This window comes from Shewanella sp. ENK2, from assembly GCF_043568515.1.
GTDB classification, from domain to species: domain Bacteria; phylum Pseudomonadota; class Gammaproteobacteria; order Enterobacterales; family Shewanellaceae; genus Shewanella; species Shewanella japonica.
Genome location: NZ_CP171406.1, coordinates 2,408,726 through 2,427,672, shown reverse-complemented (window position 1 = coordinate 2,427,672; position 18,947 = coordinate 2,408,726). Strand labels below are relative to the sequence as shown.

At 41.2% G+C, this 18,947-nt stretch carries 12 protein-coding genes and 4 pseudogenes; 3 read left to right on the top strand and 13 right to left on the bottom strand.

From position 1 onward, the window contains the following. Positions 1-3: 3 nt before the first annotated feature. From ACGEDC_RS10805 to ACGEDC_RS10745, 13 genes and pseudogenes are all read right to left on the bottom strand, one after another. Positions 4-1,218: a type II secretion system F family protein gene (locus ACGEDC_RS10805; protein WP_394498165.1), complete on the bottom strand. Its 1,215-nt coding sequence runs from the start codon at positions 1,216-1,218 to the stop codon at positions 4-6. Positions 1,219-1,220: 2 nt separating this feature from the next. Continuing rightward, positions 1,221-2,974: pseudogene (locus ACGEDC_RS10800) on the bottom strand (GspE/PulE family protein). Then, positions 2,971-4,344: a tetratricopeptide repeat protein gene (locus ACGEDC_RS10795; RefSeq protein WP_394498163.1), complete on the bottom strand. Its 1,374-nt coding sequence runs from the start codon at positions 4,342-4,344 to the stop codon at positions 2,971-2,973. The pseudogene ACGEDC_RS10800 and the gene ACGEDC_RS10795 overlap by 4 nt, the downstream one beginning before the upstream one ends. After that, a pseudogene (locus ACGEDC_RS10790) lies at positions 4,341-5,272 on the bottom strand (ExeA family protein). The gene ACGEDC_RS10795 and the pseudogene ACGEDC_RS10790 overlap by 4 nt, the downstream one beginning before the upstream one ends. 24 nt (positions 5,273-5,296) lie before the next feature. After that, positions 5,297-6,979, bottom strand: coding sequence for a pilus (MSHA type) biogenesis protein MshL (gene mshL, locus ACGEDC_RS10785; RefSeq protein ID WP_394498161.1), 1,683 nt, complete (start codon positions 6,977-6,979; stop codon positions 5,297-5,299). Positions 6,980-6,992: 13 nt separating this feature from the next. Continuing rightward, the gene (locus ACGEDC_RS10780) at positions 6,993-7,307 is read right to left on the bottom strand and encodes an MSHA biogenesis protein MshK (protein WP_394498159.1); all 315 of its coding nucleotides are present in this window, start codon (positions 7,305-7,307) and stop codon (positions 6,993-6,995) included. Beyond that, entirely contained in the window at positions 7,294-7,944 is a 651-nt protein-coding gene (locus ACGEDC_RS10775) for an MSHA biogenesis protein MshJ (RefSeq protein ID WP_065109624.1), read from the bottom strand. The genes ACGEDC_RS10780 and ACGEDC_RS10775 overlap by 14 nt, the downstream gene beginning before the upstream one ends. Next, complete coding sequence (locus ACGEDC_RS10770; RefSeq protein WP_065109623.1) at positions 7,941-8,543, bottom strand: PilN domain-containing protein; 603 nt, start codon at positions 8,541-8,543, stop codon at positions 7,941-7,943. Before ACGEDC_RS10770 ends, ACGEDC_RS10775 begins: the two co-directional genes overlap by 4 nt. Beyond that, positions 8,540-9,469 carry an MSHA biogenesis protein MshI gene (locus tag ACGEDC_RS10765; RefSeq protein WP_394498156.1) on the bottom strand — a complete coding sequence of 310 codons (930 nt, stop codon included), beginning with the start codon at positions 9,467-9,469 and terminating at the stop codon, positions 8,540-8,542. Before ACGEDC_RS10765 ends, ACGEDC_RS10770 begins: the two co-directional genes overlap by 4 nt. A gap of 401 nt (positions 9,470-9,870) precedes the next feature. Beyond that, entirely contained in the window at positions 9,871-11,712 is a 1,842-nt protein-coding gene (gene csrD / locus ACGEDC_RS10760; protein WP_394498154.1) for an RNase E specificity factor CsrD, read from the bottom strand. Positions 11,713-11,951: 239 nt separating this feature from the next. After that, positions 11,952-13,199, bottom strand: coding sequence for a malic enzyme-like NAD(P)-binding protein (locus ACGEDC_RS10755; protein WP_394498152.1), 1,248 nt, complete (start codon positions 13,197-13,199; stop codon positions 11,952-11,954). A 428-nt stretch (positions 13,200-13,627) separates the two neighbouring features. Then, positions 13,628-13,840 carry a 50S ribosomal protein L31 gene (gene rpmE, locus ACGEDC_RS10750; RefSeq protein WP_055022928.1) on the bottom strand — a complete coding sequence of 71 codons (213 nt, stop codon included), beginning with the start codon at positions 13,838-13,840 and terminating at the stop codon, positions 13,628-13,630. 127 nt (positions 13,841-13,967) lie between these two features. Next, entirely contained in the window at positions 13,968-14,666 is a 699-nt protein-coding gene (locus ACGEDC_RS10745; protein ID WP_394498149.1) for a FimV/HubP family polar landmark protein, read from the bottom strand. A gap of 188 nt (positions 14,667-14,854) precedes the next feature. On the opposite strand from ACGEDC_RS10745, the pseudogene ACGEDC_RS10740 reads away from it, so the two are divergent. The 3 genes and pseudogenes from ACGEDC_RS10740 to argS form a co-directional block, all read left to right on the top strand. Then, positions 14,855-15,103: pseudogene (locus tag ACGEDC_RS10740) on the top strand (primosomal protein N'); the annotation flags it as partial. Between the two features lie 110 nt (positions 15,104-15,213). Further along, the gene (priA, locus tag ACGEDC_RS10735) at positions 15,214-17,049 is read left to right on the top strand and encodes a primosomal protein N' (RefSeq protein WP_394498147.1); all 1,836 of its coding nucleotides are present in this window, start codon (positions 15,214-15,216) and stop codon (positions 17,047-17,049) included. 152 nt (positions 17,050-17,201) lie between these two features. Then, a pseudogene (gene argS / locus ACGEDC_RS10730) lies at positions 17,202-18,946 on the top strand (arginine--tRNA ligase). Position 18,947: the final 1 nt, after the last annotated feature.

Here is an 18,947-nt window from a genome sequence, read left to right as displayed (position 1 = left end):
CAATCAACCCTTAACAACGTTCAGCATATCCCACATAGGTAAGTAAATACCTAGTGCTAGGATCAATACGATACATGCTACAAACCCGATTAAAATAGGTTCTAACTTTGCTGTTAAGTTTTTTAAGTCGTAATCAACTTCCCCTTCGTAAAAATCTGCGGCGTCATTCAACAGCTGATCGATTTGCCCAGTTTCCTCACCTACAGCCACCATTTGCAATACTAACGGAGTAAACAGTCCACTTTGATTAGATACCCGCAGCATTGATTCACCTGATTCAATACCTCGACGCATTGCTACAATTCGGTCGTGCATATAGCTATTATCAACAGCATCGGCGACCAAGCTTAACGCTTGAGTCATAGGCACACCTGCTCCCAACATCATCGAAAAACTTCGGCAATACCGAGAAAGCGTTGAACGTTCAATAATTGAGCCTACAGCTGGGATATGCAGTTTCCATTGGTCCCATTGTCGCTCACCTTTTTCTGTATGATGCCAATATCTAATCCCAATAATTGCACCAACCACAGCAACTAACATGACATGCCAATAATTTACGAATACATTTGAAGTGGTGATTAAAATTTTTGTTGCCCAAGGTAAGTCAGCGCCAAACCGTGAAAACATATCTGCAAACTTGGGGATGACCATGATATTGAGGATCACCATGGCGATGGTAATCGCAATTAATACAAAAATAGGATAACGCATTGCCGATTTTATTCGACGTCGAGTCTCTTGTTCACGTTCTATATAGCTAGATAATTGAATAAATGCATCTTCCAGCTTACCGGTATTTTCACCAACATGAACCATCGAGATAAACAATGAATCGAACACATCTTGGTGTTGGTTCATTGCCGCAGAAAGGGGCCTACCAGACGTTAATTGCTCTGAGATATCATTTAAAGCATCTTTCATTCGCTGAGAATGCGTGGTTTCAGCTAACCCTGCTATCGCCCGCAGAATTGGAATGCCAGATCGAGTCAATGAATACATCTGTCTGGTAAAAATTTGCAACTCTTCAAGCGAGACTTTGCTTGCAAAAAGGCTACCCATTTTAAATGGCTGAGATTGTTTAACTTCACGCAGCTCAAGGGGAATGATGCCTCGAGACATCAAAGCATCAGCAGCACTACTTTCATTTGCTGATTCAATAAAGGCTTCTACGGCTGCGCCTTGATTGTTCCGACCTCGATACCGGTAAGTTGGCATACTTAGCTCCCCATACCCATATCTGCAGGCATGGTTTCTGCGCCTGGTATTTCACTGACATCTTCTACCAATTTGGCAACTTCCTCGATGGTTGTCATGCCGTTATAAAGGTACTCAAAGGCCGAGTCAGCTAATGGCACAAAGGTCGGACTTTTTGCGCAGCACGAGCAAAGTCTTGCGGGTTTCCTGTACGCATGGCATCGACCATATCGTCATCAAGTTCAAGAATTTCAAAAATACCAATACGACCACGATAACCCGAACCGTTACAGCTTTGACAACCTGTCCCTATTTTATAACTCGCAGCACTAAAATCTTTTTTAGCAATCGTGTTTATCCAGGCTAATTCTGAGCTTGTAGGTTGATGATCCGTCATACAATTTGAACATACACGCCTAACGAGTCGCTGGGCAATAATCACTCTTAATGCACTCGCAACCAAATAGCTTGCCGCCCCCATATCCAGTAAACGTAATGCACTGGTAATCGCATCATTGGTATGCAAGGTTGATAATACAAAGTGACCGGTTAATGCTCCCCTTAACCCAATTTCTACCGTTTCTTGGTCACGCATCTCACCGACCATGATGATATCGGGATCTTGACGCAGCGTTGTTCTTAATACGTTAGAGAAATTCAAACCAATTTTATGGTTAACTTGTACTTGGTTAATGCGAGGTAACTGATACTCGACCGGATCTTCAACAGTAATAATTTTAGTATCAGGCGTATTTAGCTCACTTAAAATGCCATATAAGGTTGTGGTTTTACCGCTACCTGTTGGCCCTGTTACCAAGAGCATGCCGTGAGGACGTCTAATCTGTTTTCTGATCCGTTGCAAAATATGATCAGGCATACCCGTTTCATTTAACGTCAGTAGGCCGGCTGATTGATCTAGCAAACGCATCACCACAGATTCACCATGATAAATTGGCATGGTAGACATACGAATATCAATCTTATGACCTTTGATTTCAATATGAAAACGGCCATCTTGTGGCATTCTTTTTTCTGAAATATCTAAACCAGCCATTAACTTCAAACGCAGCACCAGTGCGGAAGCAATATTAACTTCATCTAATGTATTTTCATGCAGCTGGCCATCAATACGTTGACGTATCCGTAATACTTTTTCTCCTGGCTCAATATGAATATCCGAAGCACGCATTTGTACTGCATCTTCAAAAATTGACTGCAATAACTTAACCACGGTGGTTTCGTTATCGCTGTCGCTGTCAGTGATGCTCGCCAAATCAAACATGTCATCAGCGGCATATTCTTCTTCAAGCTCACCTGCAATTTTGGCAATTTCACCTGTTCGACGATATAAGTTATCGAAAGCATCCAGTAATTGTTGCTCAGGCGTCACCGCAATAGTAATTTTCTTTGGTGCTACGAACACTTCTAAATTATCGATGGCCTGTAAGTCTGCAGGATCACTCATGGCCAATGTGACCGTATCTTCAGTGGCCTTAACCACAAGCGCACGATAACGTCTAGCCTGCACTTCAGGAATAAGATTGACGACTTCAGAAGGAATCGATAAACGACTTATGTCTAAATACGGCAGGTTTAATTGCTGAGATAAAAACTTGAGCAATTGATCTTCTGTAATACAGTGTAAATCAATTAATGTACGTCCCAATTTCTTACCTGAGTTTCGTTGCTCAGATAAAGCTTGGGTTAATTGGTCATCAGTAATAATGTGTTCTTGAACGAGAAGATCGCCTAAACGCATTTTTAATTTTGGTTTCATTGGCTACCTTCAAGTTGAATTAATCGTTGTTCTATATACGTCATAGCACCAGTTGATAAGCCTCGATAAGATAACGCTTTACGGTAAGTCTCTGCCGCCTCTTTATATGCTTGTTGTGAATCGAGTGCATATGCTAATCCCATCCACCAACGCGCTTGTGAAGGCTCCAGTCCGACTAATGAGCGATATGCCGACTCTGCCAATTCAAATTGGCCATTTTTCTGGGCAATATCACTTTGTAAAATCCATTTATCCCTTGCCCAGTCGCTGTTATCACTCACTCCTGATAAGGTGATTAATGCTTTATCAGGACTAAATGATGCATTCTCAACTTTGGCTTTTAAAATAGCGAGTTCCACTTCCTCAGGAAATTGAACCACGCCTTGTGCTAAAATCTGCTCAGCTCGCCCCAAATTATTAAGCGCGTAATACAAAGATGCTAACTGCTTTCTTGCTTGATGCATTGATGGCTCTAACATCAATGCTTCGTAATAGTATTTAATGGCTCTATCTACTTTTTGCTGCTGCTCTGCAACCTCTGCAATATCAAATTTCTTTTGTGCAAGCTCTGCATTTGATAACACAACCTCAGTAACAGCCATGCTGCCCTTATTCGCTGCCGCGCTAACGCTATTTCTTGCCGTTGTACTCGTTGGCTTTGATTCATTGATTGTAACGGCATTATTGGCCGTTTCTTTTTGGTTATCAGCGACAATGGCCGAACTGCGAGTGTTTTGGCTAAACCTGACTTGTACTGAACCTGAATCATTGGTTTGAGTTTGCTCAACCTTATTTACTTTTACAGCCCTATCAATATCTTGCTTGCTTTCATTTCTCGCAATTTCCACCGCCTCGATGTCAGTCTTTTTTAGTTTTACATCCCTATCGACGACACTTTCCTCTTCGGCAATCTTGTCGTCATCTTGTTTCATGTCATCAGTAAGTTCATTAGATGAAAATGACGCATCCGCTATCGTTGACTGACTCAGCGAGATAGATTCATCACTGCTTTTAACTGCCGTAACCATAGGCTGATCATCAGCTAAATTCTCATTAGGGTTAACCACTACTGAAGCATTGTTGTTAACCCGTTCAGGTGTCAATGGCTGTAATTTTTGCAGCTGCATTCCCTGTCGATACAGCATTATGCCTAACAAAGCTACCGCGACTAACATCAGTACAGACATCAGCAAGCTTTTGTTAGAAGAGCTTGCACTATCAGTAGTCGTCCCTTTTGACATATTAACTTGACTAGTAAACTGTACTTCAGGTCGCTGAAATCCGTTGGCCTCAGCGCCTTGTGGACTCTCATCAGAATGTTGTTGCTGACGCTTATCCAAATCTTTTAATACTTTATTAATGACGCTCATATTGACTCTCTTAACATCGATACCCAATCAACATCAGCGACATATAGCATCGCCAGTGAAGCGCATAAAAGTAGTAATAAAAAAATCCATCGTTCTTGTTGCTGAGCAGGCGGCAAGGGTTCAGCATCTTCTGTATCCACAATGGCCGCTTTACAATGCTTTGTATGAACTCGAGTTTCACCCTCTGCGAAACAAAGTAACAGCGCTTTATTAGTAATCACATTCACCAAACGAGGAACCCCTCGTGCTGCAGCGGCAATAAGTTTTACATCTTTGTCATTAAACAATGAATGACCTTGATAACCAGCAACGGACAACCTGTAGTCGATATAGGCTTGGATTTCATCCCACGCTAGTGGTCTTAATTTATAACTAAAGGTTATTCTTTGTTTTAGTTGCCTTAGCTTGTTATCTTCAAGTCGTTCATCTAATTCAGGTTGGCCAAACAACACCACTTGAATTAACTTGGTGCTTTCTGTTTCTAGGTTGGTAAATAGCCTTAAAGTTTCCAAACTTTCATTCGGCAAAGCTTGGGCTTCATCCAATACTAAAACGACCTGTAAACCTTGTTGATTAAGCTCAAGTAACCTGCTTTGAATTAAACTCGTTAGCTGTTGCTGGTTTAAGTTCTCATCTAATGAAAGCCCCAACTCTGTCGCTAATGCCCAACGAAGCTCTTCTGGGCTTAAATAAGGGTTTGGCACATATGCGCAATGGTATTGTTCCGGTAAATCATTGAGCAGCTTTCTGCAAATCAATGTTTTACCCGTGCCAACTTCCCCTGTGACTTTAATAAAGCCTTCACCATTCTCAATCGCAGTTTGCAGCACTTGTAATGCTTCAACATGCGGCGTTAACCCAAAAAGAATTGCGTATTCGGTGTTAACGTAAAAGGTAACTGAGTTAAGCCAAAGTGTTGTTGATACATAGCATTTTCAACGGCATTTAGCCGTTACTCCTGCTCAGGATACCAACGATCAAGTAAATCTTTAGAGCGTTGTAATTCATTACTCCAAGTATCAGCTCCTACTACGGTAGGTTTTAGCATGATAATAAGTTCTGTTTTCTTTGTTGATTTACTGCGATTAGTAAAAGCTTCTCCAATAAATGGAATATCACCTAATAAAGGCACTTTAGACAACGCTTCGATGTTCTCACTTTTCATTAAGCCACCAATCACAACGACATCCCCTGAAGAGGCTTTAATCACAGTGTCTGACTCACGAATTTCACTTTGAGCCAGTGGTAACTCTAAACTTGAACCGCTAACTTTAATTTCTTTAACTTGCTCTGAGACATCAATAACGGATGGATGAACATGTAATAACACATTACCGTCTGCATCGATTTGTGGTGTCACATCTAACGCGATACCTGAAAAGAAAGGGGTGAGTTCAACTTGAGGAGTCGTTACAGGTGTTGTACCTGCCACTGTCGTTGACGAGACATCAGTTACGAAGTATTCATCATTACCAACCTTAATTACGGCTTTTTGGTTGTTTGAAGCGGTGACTCTAGGACTGGACAGCACATCTACATCGCCTTGGGTATCAAGTAAGCTGATCATGGTGCTAAAGTCTGTTCCTGTAAGGCTAATTGACGTCACACCACCAATGACATTAGTGATTTGGTCGCTTAAGCCACTACCTGGTGAAGTCCCAAAGTTAATATCGGTACTGCCTGCGTGTCCTAATACGTTATCCCACTGAATACCCTGTTGGTAACCGTCCGATAATGTTACTTCTAATATCTTAGCTTCTAGGATCACTTGGCGTTGTAAGTGCGTTTCCGCTTTTTTCAGGAATGTACTGACTTGACGTAATTCATCAGGATACGCTCTTACAGTCACTAAGCCTGCTTGTGGCGTTATCACAACTTGGCGCCCGCCACCTGTATTACCGATAATTGATACTAAGGTTTTCTCTAATTCACCCCAGAAATTAGATTTCGTTTTCGAGCGAATAAAGGTGCCGTTAGTGTTGTCGTTACTATCGTTATTATTGTTGGAGTTGTTATTATTACTCGAGTTGCTACTTGATGAGCTACTGTTGGAGTTCGAATTCGAATTCGAGTTGGAGTTTGAATTGTCATTATTATCTGAAATACGGCCAGAACTCACCGAGGTTAACGATAGCCCTTCTCGTTCCATATAAAGATAATTTAGCGGATAAGTTTCTGTGCGCATTCCAGCAGGGAAAATACGCAAAATACGACCTTCACGGCTCACTTCGTATCCGTAAATATCTTCAACAACTTTAATCACTTCCGACAAGGTTACGCCGTTTAATGAAATGGATATAGTCCCGCTAACTTCAGGGTGAACAGCAACACTTAGTGGCGTTCCTTGAACAAGGCTTGGGAAGAAAACTTTTGCATCTACATCATTAGCAGACACATCAAATCGACGCTCTTTAGGTAAAGATGTCGCCCCACCAAGTAAACTGGAACCATTGAGTTCACGTTGAATTTCCTCAGGCATTTGCGCAGGAGGCGGCACAATATTTTGCGCCGTTTGCGCTTCAGCGAGTGATTGACTCAACTCCGTTTTAGACGTCGTTGGATCAGGTCTGTCTGTTGTTTGACAACCTAGCAAACAAAGAGATAGCAGAGGGGTTGCGTATTTAATAAATTTCATTGTTGTTCTTGTCCTATCGCTCTGTTATCGACTGAAATAGCTTAAGCTTTCGTCCGTCAGACAAATTAACGTAACTCTTGCCGATATATTCAATTCTGGCGCCATCAACACGCTCACCAACAGAAAAAATTTGATTATTGATTACAGCGTGAGGGCTAGCACTTTTTACAATGCTATTGAGTACCAATGATTCAACTCGCTCCCCACCACTTGAGGCCGTCACATAACCTTGTCCTGGTAATGTCGGATCTCTTAATGACTTGGCTGAAGCAAACCCGCTAAAAACACACAAGCCCAGCACTAATAAAATTAATTTATTCTGCGACACTGATAAACTCCTTATTAATACTCAAGGTATATAGCTCGAGTTCGACAGTGGCATTGGGGTGAGTATCAACATGGTAATTGAGACGTTTCCAATACAATTTATCTGGCATGGATTCTATTGACTCAATAAATGCCAAAATGGAAAAGAAGCTCCCTTCCAACGTCAAATGAATGCCATGACTGTATAAGTTCATTTTGTCTTCTTCGCCCACTTGCAATAACGGTGTTGGCGCTATCGATCCAAAAGATAACAGCTTCACGCCTTGAACATTGGCAAGCAAGTTAGTGAGCACGGTTGGCATATAGCTAGCAGGCACCATAGATACCATTTGTTTATCAAGCTCTGCATCAGCAACAGCCGTTTGCTCTTCAATCAAGGTTAATCGGTTGCGATAATCTGTGTTGGGATCCATTGCTAATCGTTGCTGATACAAAGCGATTTGCTGCTCAGAAACGGATATATCGGTATTCAATTGGCTTAACTGTCGATTAAGCTTTTGTCTTTCTTTAAAGATACTTTCAACAGGAAGGTAAACGACCATCGCGATAACAACTAGAGTTGCAATGCAAATTAAGACCCGCTCACGCTGACTCAGCTCATTAAATTTAGTGTCTAATTGCTGCCATAATTGCTTCATTTTTTTACCTCCACGTCTGGCGTGCTAGATAACTTAAAAGCAATAGGTTTTGACTCGCCTCTATCCATCGTCATGGTTGAAAATGCATACCCTTTCAATGTTTCGGTGTGCTTTAACTTCTCGACCCATAACGGAATACTTTGTGGCTGCGCCCCATAACCTTCGAACTCAAAGTGTTGTTGGTTAATGTTAATTTGGCTGAGCCACACCGAACCATCTGATACGCTAGCAAGATCGGTCAGTAAATTTGAATAGCCTTGACTGATTAAATTCTCACGTTGCTTGAGCTCACCCGATAATAAACGTTTTAAATCTAAACGCTGTTGAGCCAATTCAACACTCGCAACAAGTTCTGGATCTGGTGCACGAGTTGATATCTCTAATTCAAGTGCATTTTTTTGAGTATCAAGTGAAGATTTAGCAGCAGAAACGCTCGACACTTCTGCATTCAGACCTGTAACAGACCAATAGCCAATTGCCCAAATCAACATACTAAATACGATAAGCCCGCCAACTGCCATCATCATGCGCTGGAAAGACAATCTTAATTTAGCAGGCAATAAATCTGCACTGTAAAGATTAACCGTGGTTTTTATCATGCATCACCTCCGGTTAATTCCACCGCGGCCAAATAAGCCAATTGACTTGCCACAGACGTATGTTCAATTGCGCTGACTGGTTGATTAAAGTTCTGCGATACCAATGGCACTAACGCTTGGCACTCTCCATCAATCAATAAATCAATTGAAGCAACCGGAGCTTGACGCAGCTGACTTTCAAAATAATCCATTGAACGCTGAATTTCTAAGCTCAGATTGTCAGCGAGTCCATACTGCAAATCGGCGGCACTGGCTTTATCTATTTGGGTAAATCCACGAACTCGACGCTGCATCAACAGCTCACCTTGTTTGACGACCGTTAGTAACAGTTCTTGCTCTGGTACATGACTCACCACCATGTGCGGTGCTTGATCGTCAAATAAACGCGGCATAACTAACTCTTCAATGGTGATATCCTCAATTACAAAGCCATGCTGCTCACAGGATTGTGCCAAGGTAGAAAGTTGCATTTTATTGGCGACCACAACGTTTATTTTTCCTGTTGTCGTGAGCGATGATTCAAAATAATCTAATTGAATGTTCGTCACCTGTTCGGTCACTAAATCTTTTACCGCCCATAATAATGCTTGGTTTAATTCATTCGCCTCTACATTGGGTTTATCAGCCACAATCAATTGATAAAATGATTCAGCCAATACAATGTGTAATTTCGCCGCACCAAAGCTCGCTTTAATCTCAGCCAGCACCTCTGCCCAATTCTCACCGTTAAAGGCAAATTGCTGTATGTTGTCAGATAAACTGAGGTTAGCGTTTTTTTGATTAGTAGAATCAAGTTCTTGCTGTTGAGTACCTGATAAATCGGCCTGGAAAACACTAATGTGAGTTGCACTGATATACACCCCAAGTTTTGCAGAAACTTGAGTTTGGCGCCAAAAGGTCAATTTACTTAAAAAACCATTATTCATTCAAAACCCTGTGCCCAGATAATCAGGAAAATAACACATAGCGGCAAAGACCATGCAACTTCACAGCAACGATTCACTTCACTCAAAAATACCAGTTCAAAACCAACAACTATGTAACATAAAGAACGTTCTGAGCAGGAAAATAAGTCAAAAAAATACCGTACGACATTTTAACTGCTAATCACTTAATTTTATAGAAAAATAATCTTAAAAATATTGTATACATTTAAGATAGATTGTTATGCCTTGATACTCAAGTTTTACAATCTCACCACACCCCAAATGTAGCGCAATTGTTAATGGTGAATAAGATGTTAATTTGGCGAAATATAAAGCAATACAAATTACATACCACTTTGGATTGGAAGGTATCAATGTGCGACACAGGGTTGGGGTCGCTGTTAATTAAAAAAATCCCCTTGAGCGGCACTCACACCTAAAATTTTCAATGTTTGCCATTCTTCAAATTGAGTCACACCTTCAGCAAATACCTGCACTTCAGCACGATATAAGCCGCCAATTAGGCTACGAATAAATAACTGGTTTTCAGGTTTTAGGTGGATTTGGTGAATAATCGAACGGTGTAGTTTTACTAAGTCAAAGTGGCACTCTTGAATATAGTGAGTACCCACAACTTGCAATCCGACATGGTCAACACACAGCTTAGCTCCTATTTTGCGAAGCATATTCAAATTTTCTACCAATTTATGCTGATGTTTCACCACAATATCTTCTGACACCTCAAAAGTAAGACGGGAAGCTAAATGACGATGTTCCATCAAGGTGATTTTTAACCAACGGCTAAATGCACGACTCGTTAACGAGTCGAGGCTTAAGTTAATACTATAGTGATCTTGATTATTCACCATCAAATCAAACATGACTGTTTCTATTAATTGCCTTTCAACTTGAGGCATCAAGCCACACTTGTTCGCCATTGGAATAAATAAGGTCGCCCTAACTTCATTACCCTGATTATCAATTGCACGGCTAAATGCCTCTTGATGGCAAGTATGCCCATCACTATCAATGACCTTTTCCGTAATCGCAACAAAGCGCTTATTCACTAATGTGTTTTCTAAAAAGCTTCTCCATCGCACAGAGCCTTTTGCTATTTCCTTATCTACAGCGCCTTTGTCATACATAAACCAGTTATTACTACGTTGAAGCTGCGCGGCTTTTAGTGCCATTTCAACTTCTTCTAATACTTGTTCTTGCATGTCTCCTGCACTATAAAAAGCAGCGCCTAAATGCACATAGTTATCTTGAGTGTCTGACTGATTTTGTAGTTGCCTAATAGCCAGTTTCAGCAGTTTGTTTGCCAAACTATCAGCTTCATCTAAAGAAAGCTGAGGGACGACAATCACAAACTGATTAAAATCATACCGTGCAAAAGTGACATCTTCATAGGGGAGTAAAACTTGTGTAATCGCTTGTACGAAGTCGTTAAGTTGCTCATTAACAATGTCATCGCCTTCTTGTTGAAGCAGTAAATCCAAATCGTCAAAGTTAATGAGCAAGATCACACCGTGGGCAATCATACTGCTTTGATGCGTCAGTGCTTCGAGTCTATTTTCAAAGAAAATTCGATTACCAATACGAGTAGCAGGATCGAGGAAGGTTTTAGAGCGAATAAATTGGTCAAAGCGGCCACGCTCTTTTTGCGCATCTTGCAGTTGTTCAAGCAACTTAGTCATTGCCCTATTGACTAAGCGAGGGCGGCCTTTGCCTGAAAATTGCAGTGCTTTTTCATGCTCCCCCTCAATCACAAGCATACTGCGCTCGGCAACTTGCTCAATACCATCAAGCTCATGGTTAAACCAGCGAAGACCATAGCGGACAAATAAAGCAATCGCGATAAATGAAATCAATAAGCTTAAATACTCGTACCAGCCTAATTGATGTAATAAAAACGGCTGAGGTAGCTTAAGCTCCATCGATAACGACTTATCTGCGTCGATAACGTGTTTATATAAGGTTGGATTAGGCTCAGGTGTTGGCGAGTAATACTCAAATAAAATGGTATCGCCCTGAGTTAATTTAAATGAAGTGGTATTGTAGGCGATTAAAATCGGCGGTAGCCAAGCATGTAGCTCCCAATGACTGTCAGCCTGATAATGCTCCACGAGCATTGATTCTAATTGAGTGACTTTTTGTTGCTGAAATTTGTAGGTGAGCTGGATAAAGCTGATTAATGCACCAATAAAAAAATCGCTCCGACAGCAGTTAATGACAATAGCCAAAAACTGGTCAATTTTTTCGTTAAAATTTTGGTTAATTTCATTTATCAGCGTCCTGCTAAAGCGCAATACTGTGAGATTTTATTATTATCAGCATTTGGCCTAATCATGCCAAATACTCACCACTCAACTGTAGATGATTATTCAGTAGCTTATAGTAAAAGGCAAACCTAATCTTTATCGATTTCTGTAGACACAAAAAAGGGGCTTTCGCCCCTTTTGTATTTCACCTTACCAATCGCTTACAGTGAGTAATCAGTAGGTACTTTATCTAATACTGCCACACCTGAATCAATAGCCGCTTGTGACACCGCACTCGCAATATTTTTTAGTAAGCGTGGATCCATTGGTTTAGGCAACACGTACTCTGGACCGAAGGTCATTGAATCGACGTCTGGATAAGCAGCAAGGACTTCAGCAGGAACTGGCTCTTTAGCAATAGCAGCAAGGGCTTTAACTGCCGCAATCTTCATTTCATCATTAATTTGTGACGCTCTCACATCTAATGCACCTCTGAAGATGAACGGGAAACAAAGTACATTATTAACCTGATTCGGGTAATCACTGCGGCCTGTTCCCATAATCAAGTCTTTACGGATACTATGCGCAATCTCAGGCTTAATTTCAGGGTCGGGGTTTGAACAGGCAAAGATAACTGGATTTGGCGCCATTAACGCAATATCGTCAGCCGATAATAAATCTGCACCTGATAGGCCTAAAAACACGTCAGCATCTTTAATCACATCTTGAAGTGTACGCTTGTCAGTATTGTTAGCGAATAATGCTTTGTACTCATTGATGTCTTCACGGCGAGTATGAATAACGCCTTGTCTGTCCAGCATGTAAACATTTTCACGTTGTGCACCACACTTAACAATCATTGTCATACACGCAATGGCAGCAGCACCTGCACCTAGGCACACAAAGATGGCATCTTCGATTTTTTTACCTTGAATCTCTAACGCATTCAACATTCCTGCTGCGGTAACAATGGCAGTACCATGCTGATCATCATGAAACACAGGGACATTACAGCGAGCGATCAACTCACGCTCAATTTCAAAACACTCAGGAGCTTTAATATCTTCAAGGTTGATACCGCCAAATGTATCCGCAATCGATTCAACCGTATTGATGAAGTCTGCAGTGGTACGGTGTTTCACCTCAATGTCTGTAGAGTCGATATTCGCAAAACGCTTAAACAGTAAGGCCTTGCCTTCCATAACTGGCTTAGATGCTAATGGGCCTAAATTACCTAAACCTAAAATTGCTGTACCATTTGAAATAACTGCAACAGTGTTCCCTTTATTGGTATAGCGATATGCATCGTCAGGATTTGCGGCAATTTCACGTACAGGCTCGGCAACACCAGGACTGTATGCCAGAGATAAATCATGGCTCGTTTGAGCAGGTTTAGTAAGACTAACAGCAGTTTTACCTGCTACTGGAAATTCATGATAATCGAGAGCTTGCTGGCGGAAATCTGACATTTTTTATTCCTGAATGAGGCAATTTATACGGCGAAAGTAAGATTAATTCAGTCGCAACGCATTAAAACTAACTTTACTGAATGTCAGTAAAATGAGCTGTAGCGTGCTTTGGAAAGGGAGTATAAATGAAAAATTAACAAAAGTTATCTTTAATCGGCAGAATTTGATCAAGTTACAATTTATCGATATTAAATAAATCATCACAATAAGAATCAAAGACTTAAAAATGTAGAAAAATAACAAGATTTGACATAAAAAAGCAGAATCAGCATGATAAAGTTACAAATAGTTTGCCTAAATAACAATATTATCAACCTAACTGGCAACACATAATTTATAACTAAAAATTTTAATTTTTTTAAAAATTTAATCCAAAAACAAAAAAAGACGCCGAAGGCGTCTTTTTCTTAAAATAATTGCAGTCGCAATTACTTTTTACCAAGTGCACCAAAGCGCTTGTTGAATTTGTCGATACGACCACCAGTGTCAACAACTTTCTGTGTACCAGTGTAGAATGGGTGACATGCACCACATACGTCTAAGTGTAAGTTTTTACCTACAGTAGAGTTAACTTTAATTACGTTACCACAAGTACAAGTTGCAGTTACTTCAGCGTAGTCTGGGTGGATACCTGGTTTCATTTGGATTACCTTAATAGCAGGCCATGTCGCTCTCCCAACCCGAAGTTGAGCACCACATGCGTTAATAACAATAGTGTTAAGGCGCGCAATAGTACAGTATCTGTTCAGTCCAGACAAGTAAAAATTATCACTGTCGATGTTGTTGCTGTAACGCCTCAAATCTCAGCTTATCTTGTGCTTTATTACCATACTGATTTAGCTGCTCTTGTGAAGGACATGCCAGTGTTACATCTTGTCTGATTAAATGAATTTTCTGTTTAGAAAAGCCTTGAGGGTTAGCATCAAAAATTGCCATCATCACTCCATAGACGTTTAAATCCCACTCACTTTGATAGCGAGTAGCAATGCGCCATAAAGTATCTGATGCCTGCCTTTCAATAAAACAATGAGCCATCGTAGACGTCGGCTTATTATTGAGAACTTTTGCTGTCGTTGAAGGTCGACTAGTTGAAGGTTTTTCCGCAACTGATTGACTTGATGAAGCCAATTTAGGCTTAGCCTGAGTGACCACTTTTGGCAGTTGTTTTTGCTTATCTATTTTTATTTGAGTTTTAGCTGTTTCTTTAATAAATGGAGAATCAAAAACCGGTAATACAGCAAATTGACGCCAGCTGTTGCCTTTATATTCGCTGACGATCAGCTTTGCTTTCGGATCGCTCACATCTTCAACACCAATAGCAAATAACATAAAGCTACTGATAGGCTGTACCATTAACTCTTCCATGCTTTCTTTATCATCATTAGTTTGTCGCAAATGAATACTAAGCCGAGACAAGTCTTTGCTAGAGGCAACAATGTTAAGTTTGATTTTTGGGTGTTGACCCAACTCAAACTGCCTACTGTTTATGCTGATATGCGTCAGGGCAGCCTGAGCAATAAATGAAAATAAAAAAAGGGAGAGAGCTAAGCTGGCCTTACTGAATATTCCTTTTAACATCAATTTTCTCTTATTCTATTTCTTTATGTTCTGGCTCTAGTAAACTAGACCCTCTCAATTCTTAATGATGATAACTTATGCCCGTGTTTGTTGAGGTTGCTTTGCCGGTTCCTATGCGGCAAACCTTTAGTTACCAAGTCCCCGAAGCCAACGTATCGCAAATACAACTTGGGCTAAGGGTTAAAGTCCCTTTTGGTAGACAACAACTTGTCGGCTTAATTACCGCTATCAATAATGAATGCGACGTCCCTGCGAATAAAATAAAACCATTTACCGCACTATTAGACGACAAACCTTTATTACCTACCTCACTGTATAAGCTCACTTTATGGGCGGCAAGGTATTACTTTGCTAGCCAAGGCCAAATGTTAAGTCAAGCCTTGCCTGTCGCGCTGCGAAAAGGCTTAAGTGCACAACCGCAAACCGTCACCTTTTATTGCCTCAACGAGACAGGAAAACAGGTCGATGTCAGTGTACTGAAACGTGCTCCAGCACAAAAAAACTCTTCGAACTTTTACAAAAATCAGCCATTAGCCAAGAAGAATTTACCACCCAAGAACTTAGCAAAGTTGCCCTCAAAGCATTAGAGGATAAGGGCTGGGTAGAGCCTAAACATGTCACCAGTGAAACCGACTTAAGTTGGCGCCAACAACTTAATATGACTGAAACACCGTTAAAGCTCAATAAGCAACAGGCAGTTGCCGTTTCAGTTTTAAATCAACAACAAGGCTTTCATTGCAGTTTACTTGAAGGTATCACCGGTTCAGGTAAAACAGAAGTCTACTTATCGATTTTAGAAACCATCTTAAAACAGGGTAAACAAGCACTCATCTTAGTGCCTGAAATCGGGTTAACACCACAAACCATTAATCGCTTCAAACGTCGATTTGATGTGAATATTGCCGTTATTCATTCTGCATTAACAGATAATCAACGTCTTGAGGCGTGGCGCCAAGCTCGTTGTGGTGAAGCCGCCATTATCATCGGTACACGATCCGCTTTATTTACCCCAATGGCCTTTCCTGGGCTGATAATTTTAGATGAAGAGCACGATAGTAGCTTTAAGCAACAAGAAGGTGTGCGTTATCACGCCCGCGACTTAGCTGTTATGCGGGGGCATTTAGAAGATGTCCAAGTCATTTTAGGCTCAGCAACCCCATCACTAGAGACGCTGCAAAATGCGATTATTGGCCGCTATACGCATTTAACCTTGGCAGAGCGCGCAGGTGCTGCACAAAAAGTTAAGCAAGGTATTATCGATATACGCTCACAACCTTTAAAATCAGGGATGTCTGCTTCGCTAATTAATGAAATGCGCATGCATCTTGATGCGGGCAATCAAGTCCTTTTATTTCTCAATCGTCGCGGGTTCTCACCTGCATTATTGTGTCATGAGTGCGGTCATTTGCATGAATGCGATCGCTGCGATGCCTTTTTTACCGTACATCAAGGGTTGAACGAAATTTGTTGCCACCATTGTGGCAATCAATACGCTATTCCACATCAATGCCATGAATGTGGTAGCACCATGCTAATGGGCCATGGCACGGGAACAGAGCAGCTTGCTCAAGCATTAGAGCAAGAATTCCCTCAGTACCCCGTGGTACGTATCGATCGTGATACCACACGCAAAAAAGGCTCATTAGAAAAACAACTCACCAGTATTTTAAAGGGTGAGTACAAAATTTTGGTGGGCACCCAAATGCTAGCCAAAGGGCATCATTTCCCCGATGTCACACTTGTGGGGTTAATGGATGTTGATGGCGCACTCTTTAGTGCTGATTTTAGAGCACCTGAGCGCTTTGCTCAGCTTTACACCCAAGTCTCTGGGCGAGCAGGACGCGCCGACAAACCCGGTAAAGTATTACTGCAAACCCATCAAAGCGAAAATCCAATACTGCATGATTTATTAAAAAATGGTTACGGTAAATTTGCGCGAGCTCAGTTAGAAGAGCGCCAACAAGCACTACTTCCTCCCGCTTGGCACATGGTACTGTTGCGAGCCGATGCTCATTTAGCACAAGATGCTGATAATTTTCTACAACAAGTCGCGAACCTGTTGCCTCAAGATAGAGATTTTGAAGTCATTGGCCCCATGCCTGCGCCCCTGGATAGAAAAGCCGGAAAATATCGCAGACAACTGTTATTTCAAGCTAAAAATCGACAGCGTTTACAACAAGAATTTGAATCTGTTCTTCCCCAAATCGAAGCGTTGACAGAGAGTAAACGTTGTCGCTGGAGTATCGATCGCGATCCGCAAGATTTAATGTAATCAAATTGCAGCACAATGGGTTTAGCTCGATAGCAAAGAAAATCAAAAAAACTCGATTAATTACCCCGCTGAGATAGCATTTGCATAGCATTAGCGGGTAAAATACAAGGTTACTCCACTCATCCACTTTAAGTTAGTGCTAATAAACGCCCATGAAATCACATATTGCATCTTTACTAGAACAAACCATCGACTCTTTTAAGCAACAAGGCATTATTCCAGCTGATTTTCAGGCACGCATTCAAGTGGAGCGAACCAAAGATAAAAGTCACGGTGATCTCGCCACTAACTTGGCCATGATGCTAACCAAAGTCGCTAAAAAAATCCTCGTGAAATTGCTCAGTTGATTATTGATAATCTTCCAGCGTCTAGCCATGTGGCTAAGGTCGATATTGCAGGCCCAGGATTCATTAACTTTTTTATCGATGAAAATGCCTTAGCAAACCAACTACAACATGCCCTAACAGATGAACACTTAGGCGTTTCGTTACCAGAAAAACAAAGAGTCGTCGTGGACTATTCATCGCCTAACCTTGCTAAAGAAATGCATGTAGGTCACCTTCGTTCAACGATTATTGGCGACAGTGTCGTTCGTGCACTTGAATTTTTAGGCCATGATGTTATCCGTCAAAACCATGTGGGTGACTGGGGCACACAATTTGGCATGCTACTAGCCTACATGGAAGAGTTACGAGCAGCGAATGGCGAGCAAGCAGCACTTGAACTTTCAGATTTGGAAACCTTCTACCGTGCCGCTAAAGTCCGCTTCGATGAATCAACAGATTTTGCAACACGTGCACGTAATTTAGTGGTTTCACTGCAATCGGGCGATGAGTACTGCAATAAATTATGGCGTGAATTTAATGACATCTCGTTAAATCATTGTCATGAAGTTTACGAACGTTTAGGCGTGAGCTTAACCCGTAAAGATGTTCACGGTGAAAGTGCTTATAATGACGACCTAGAGCAAGTCGTAACAGATCTTGATAGTAAAGGCCTATTAAGCGAAAGCAACGGCGCTAAAGTGGTATTTCAAGAAGAATTCCGCACCAAAGATGGTGAGCCATTACCCGTTATTATCCAAAAAGCCGATGGTGGATACTTATACGCCACCTCTGATTTAGCAGCCATGCGTTATCGCTCAAACGTTTTAAAAGCTGATCGTGCTTTATACTTCGTTGATTTACGCCAAGCACTGCATTTCCAGCAAGTATTTAGCCTAGCGAAAACAGCTGGTTTTGTCCGTAAAGAGCTATCTCTAGAGCACACAGGTTTCGGAACAATGAATGGCACCGATGGCCGTCCATTTAAAACTCGTAGTGGCGGTGTGGTTAAATTAGTCGACTTATTAGATGAAGCAAACACCCGTGCAATCGAATTAGTTCGCAGTAAAAATCCTGATATGGACGAAGCGACAATCATTGAAATTGCGCGTGTTGTTGGTATTAGCTCAGTTAAATACGCTGACTTATCTAAAAACCGTAGCAGTGATTACATTTTCAGCTTTGAACAAATGCTGAGCTTTGAAGGCAACACTGCACCATACCTTCTTTATGCATACACACGTGTGGCTAGCATCTTCAAACGTGCTGAAGATATCGATTTGAGCCAAGCGAAAATTGTACTTGAACATGATAAAGAAAAAGAGCTAGGTACTAAACTTGCTCAGTTTGGTGAAGTACTGGCTCGTATGACAGATAAAGCATTACCACATGTGATGTGTGCTTATGTTTATGAGTTAGCAAGTGAGTTCTCAAGCTTTTACGAGGCTTGTCCAGTTCTTGCAGCAGAAACTGAAGAGCAAAAACAAAGCCGCTTATTGTTGTCACAGTTAACCGCTAAGACCTTAAAAACAGGGTTATCTCTGTTAGGTATCGAAACGTTAGAGCGTATGTAAC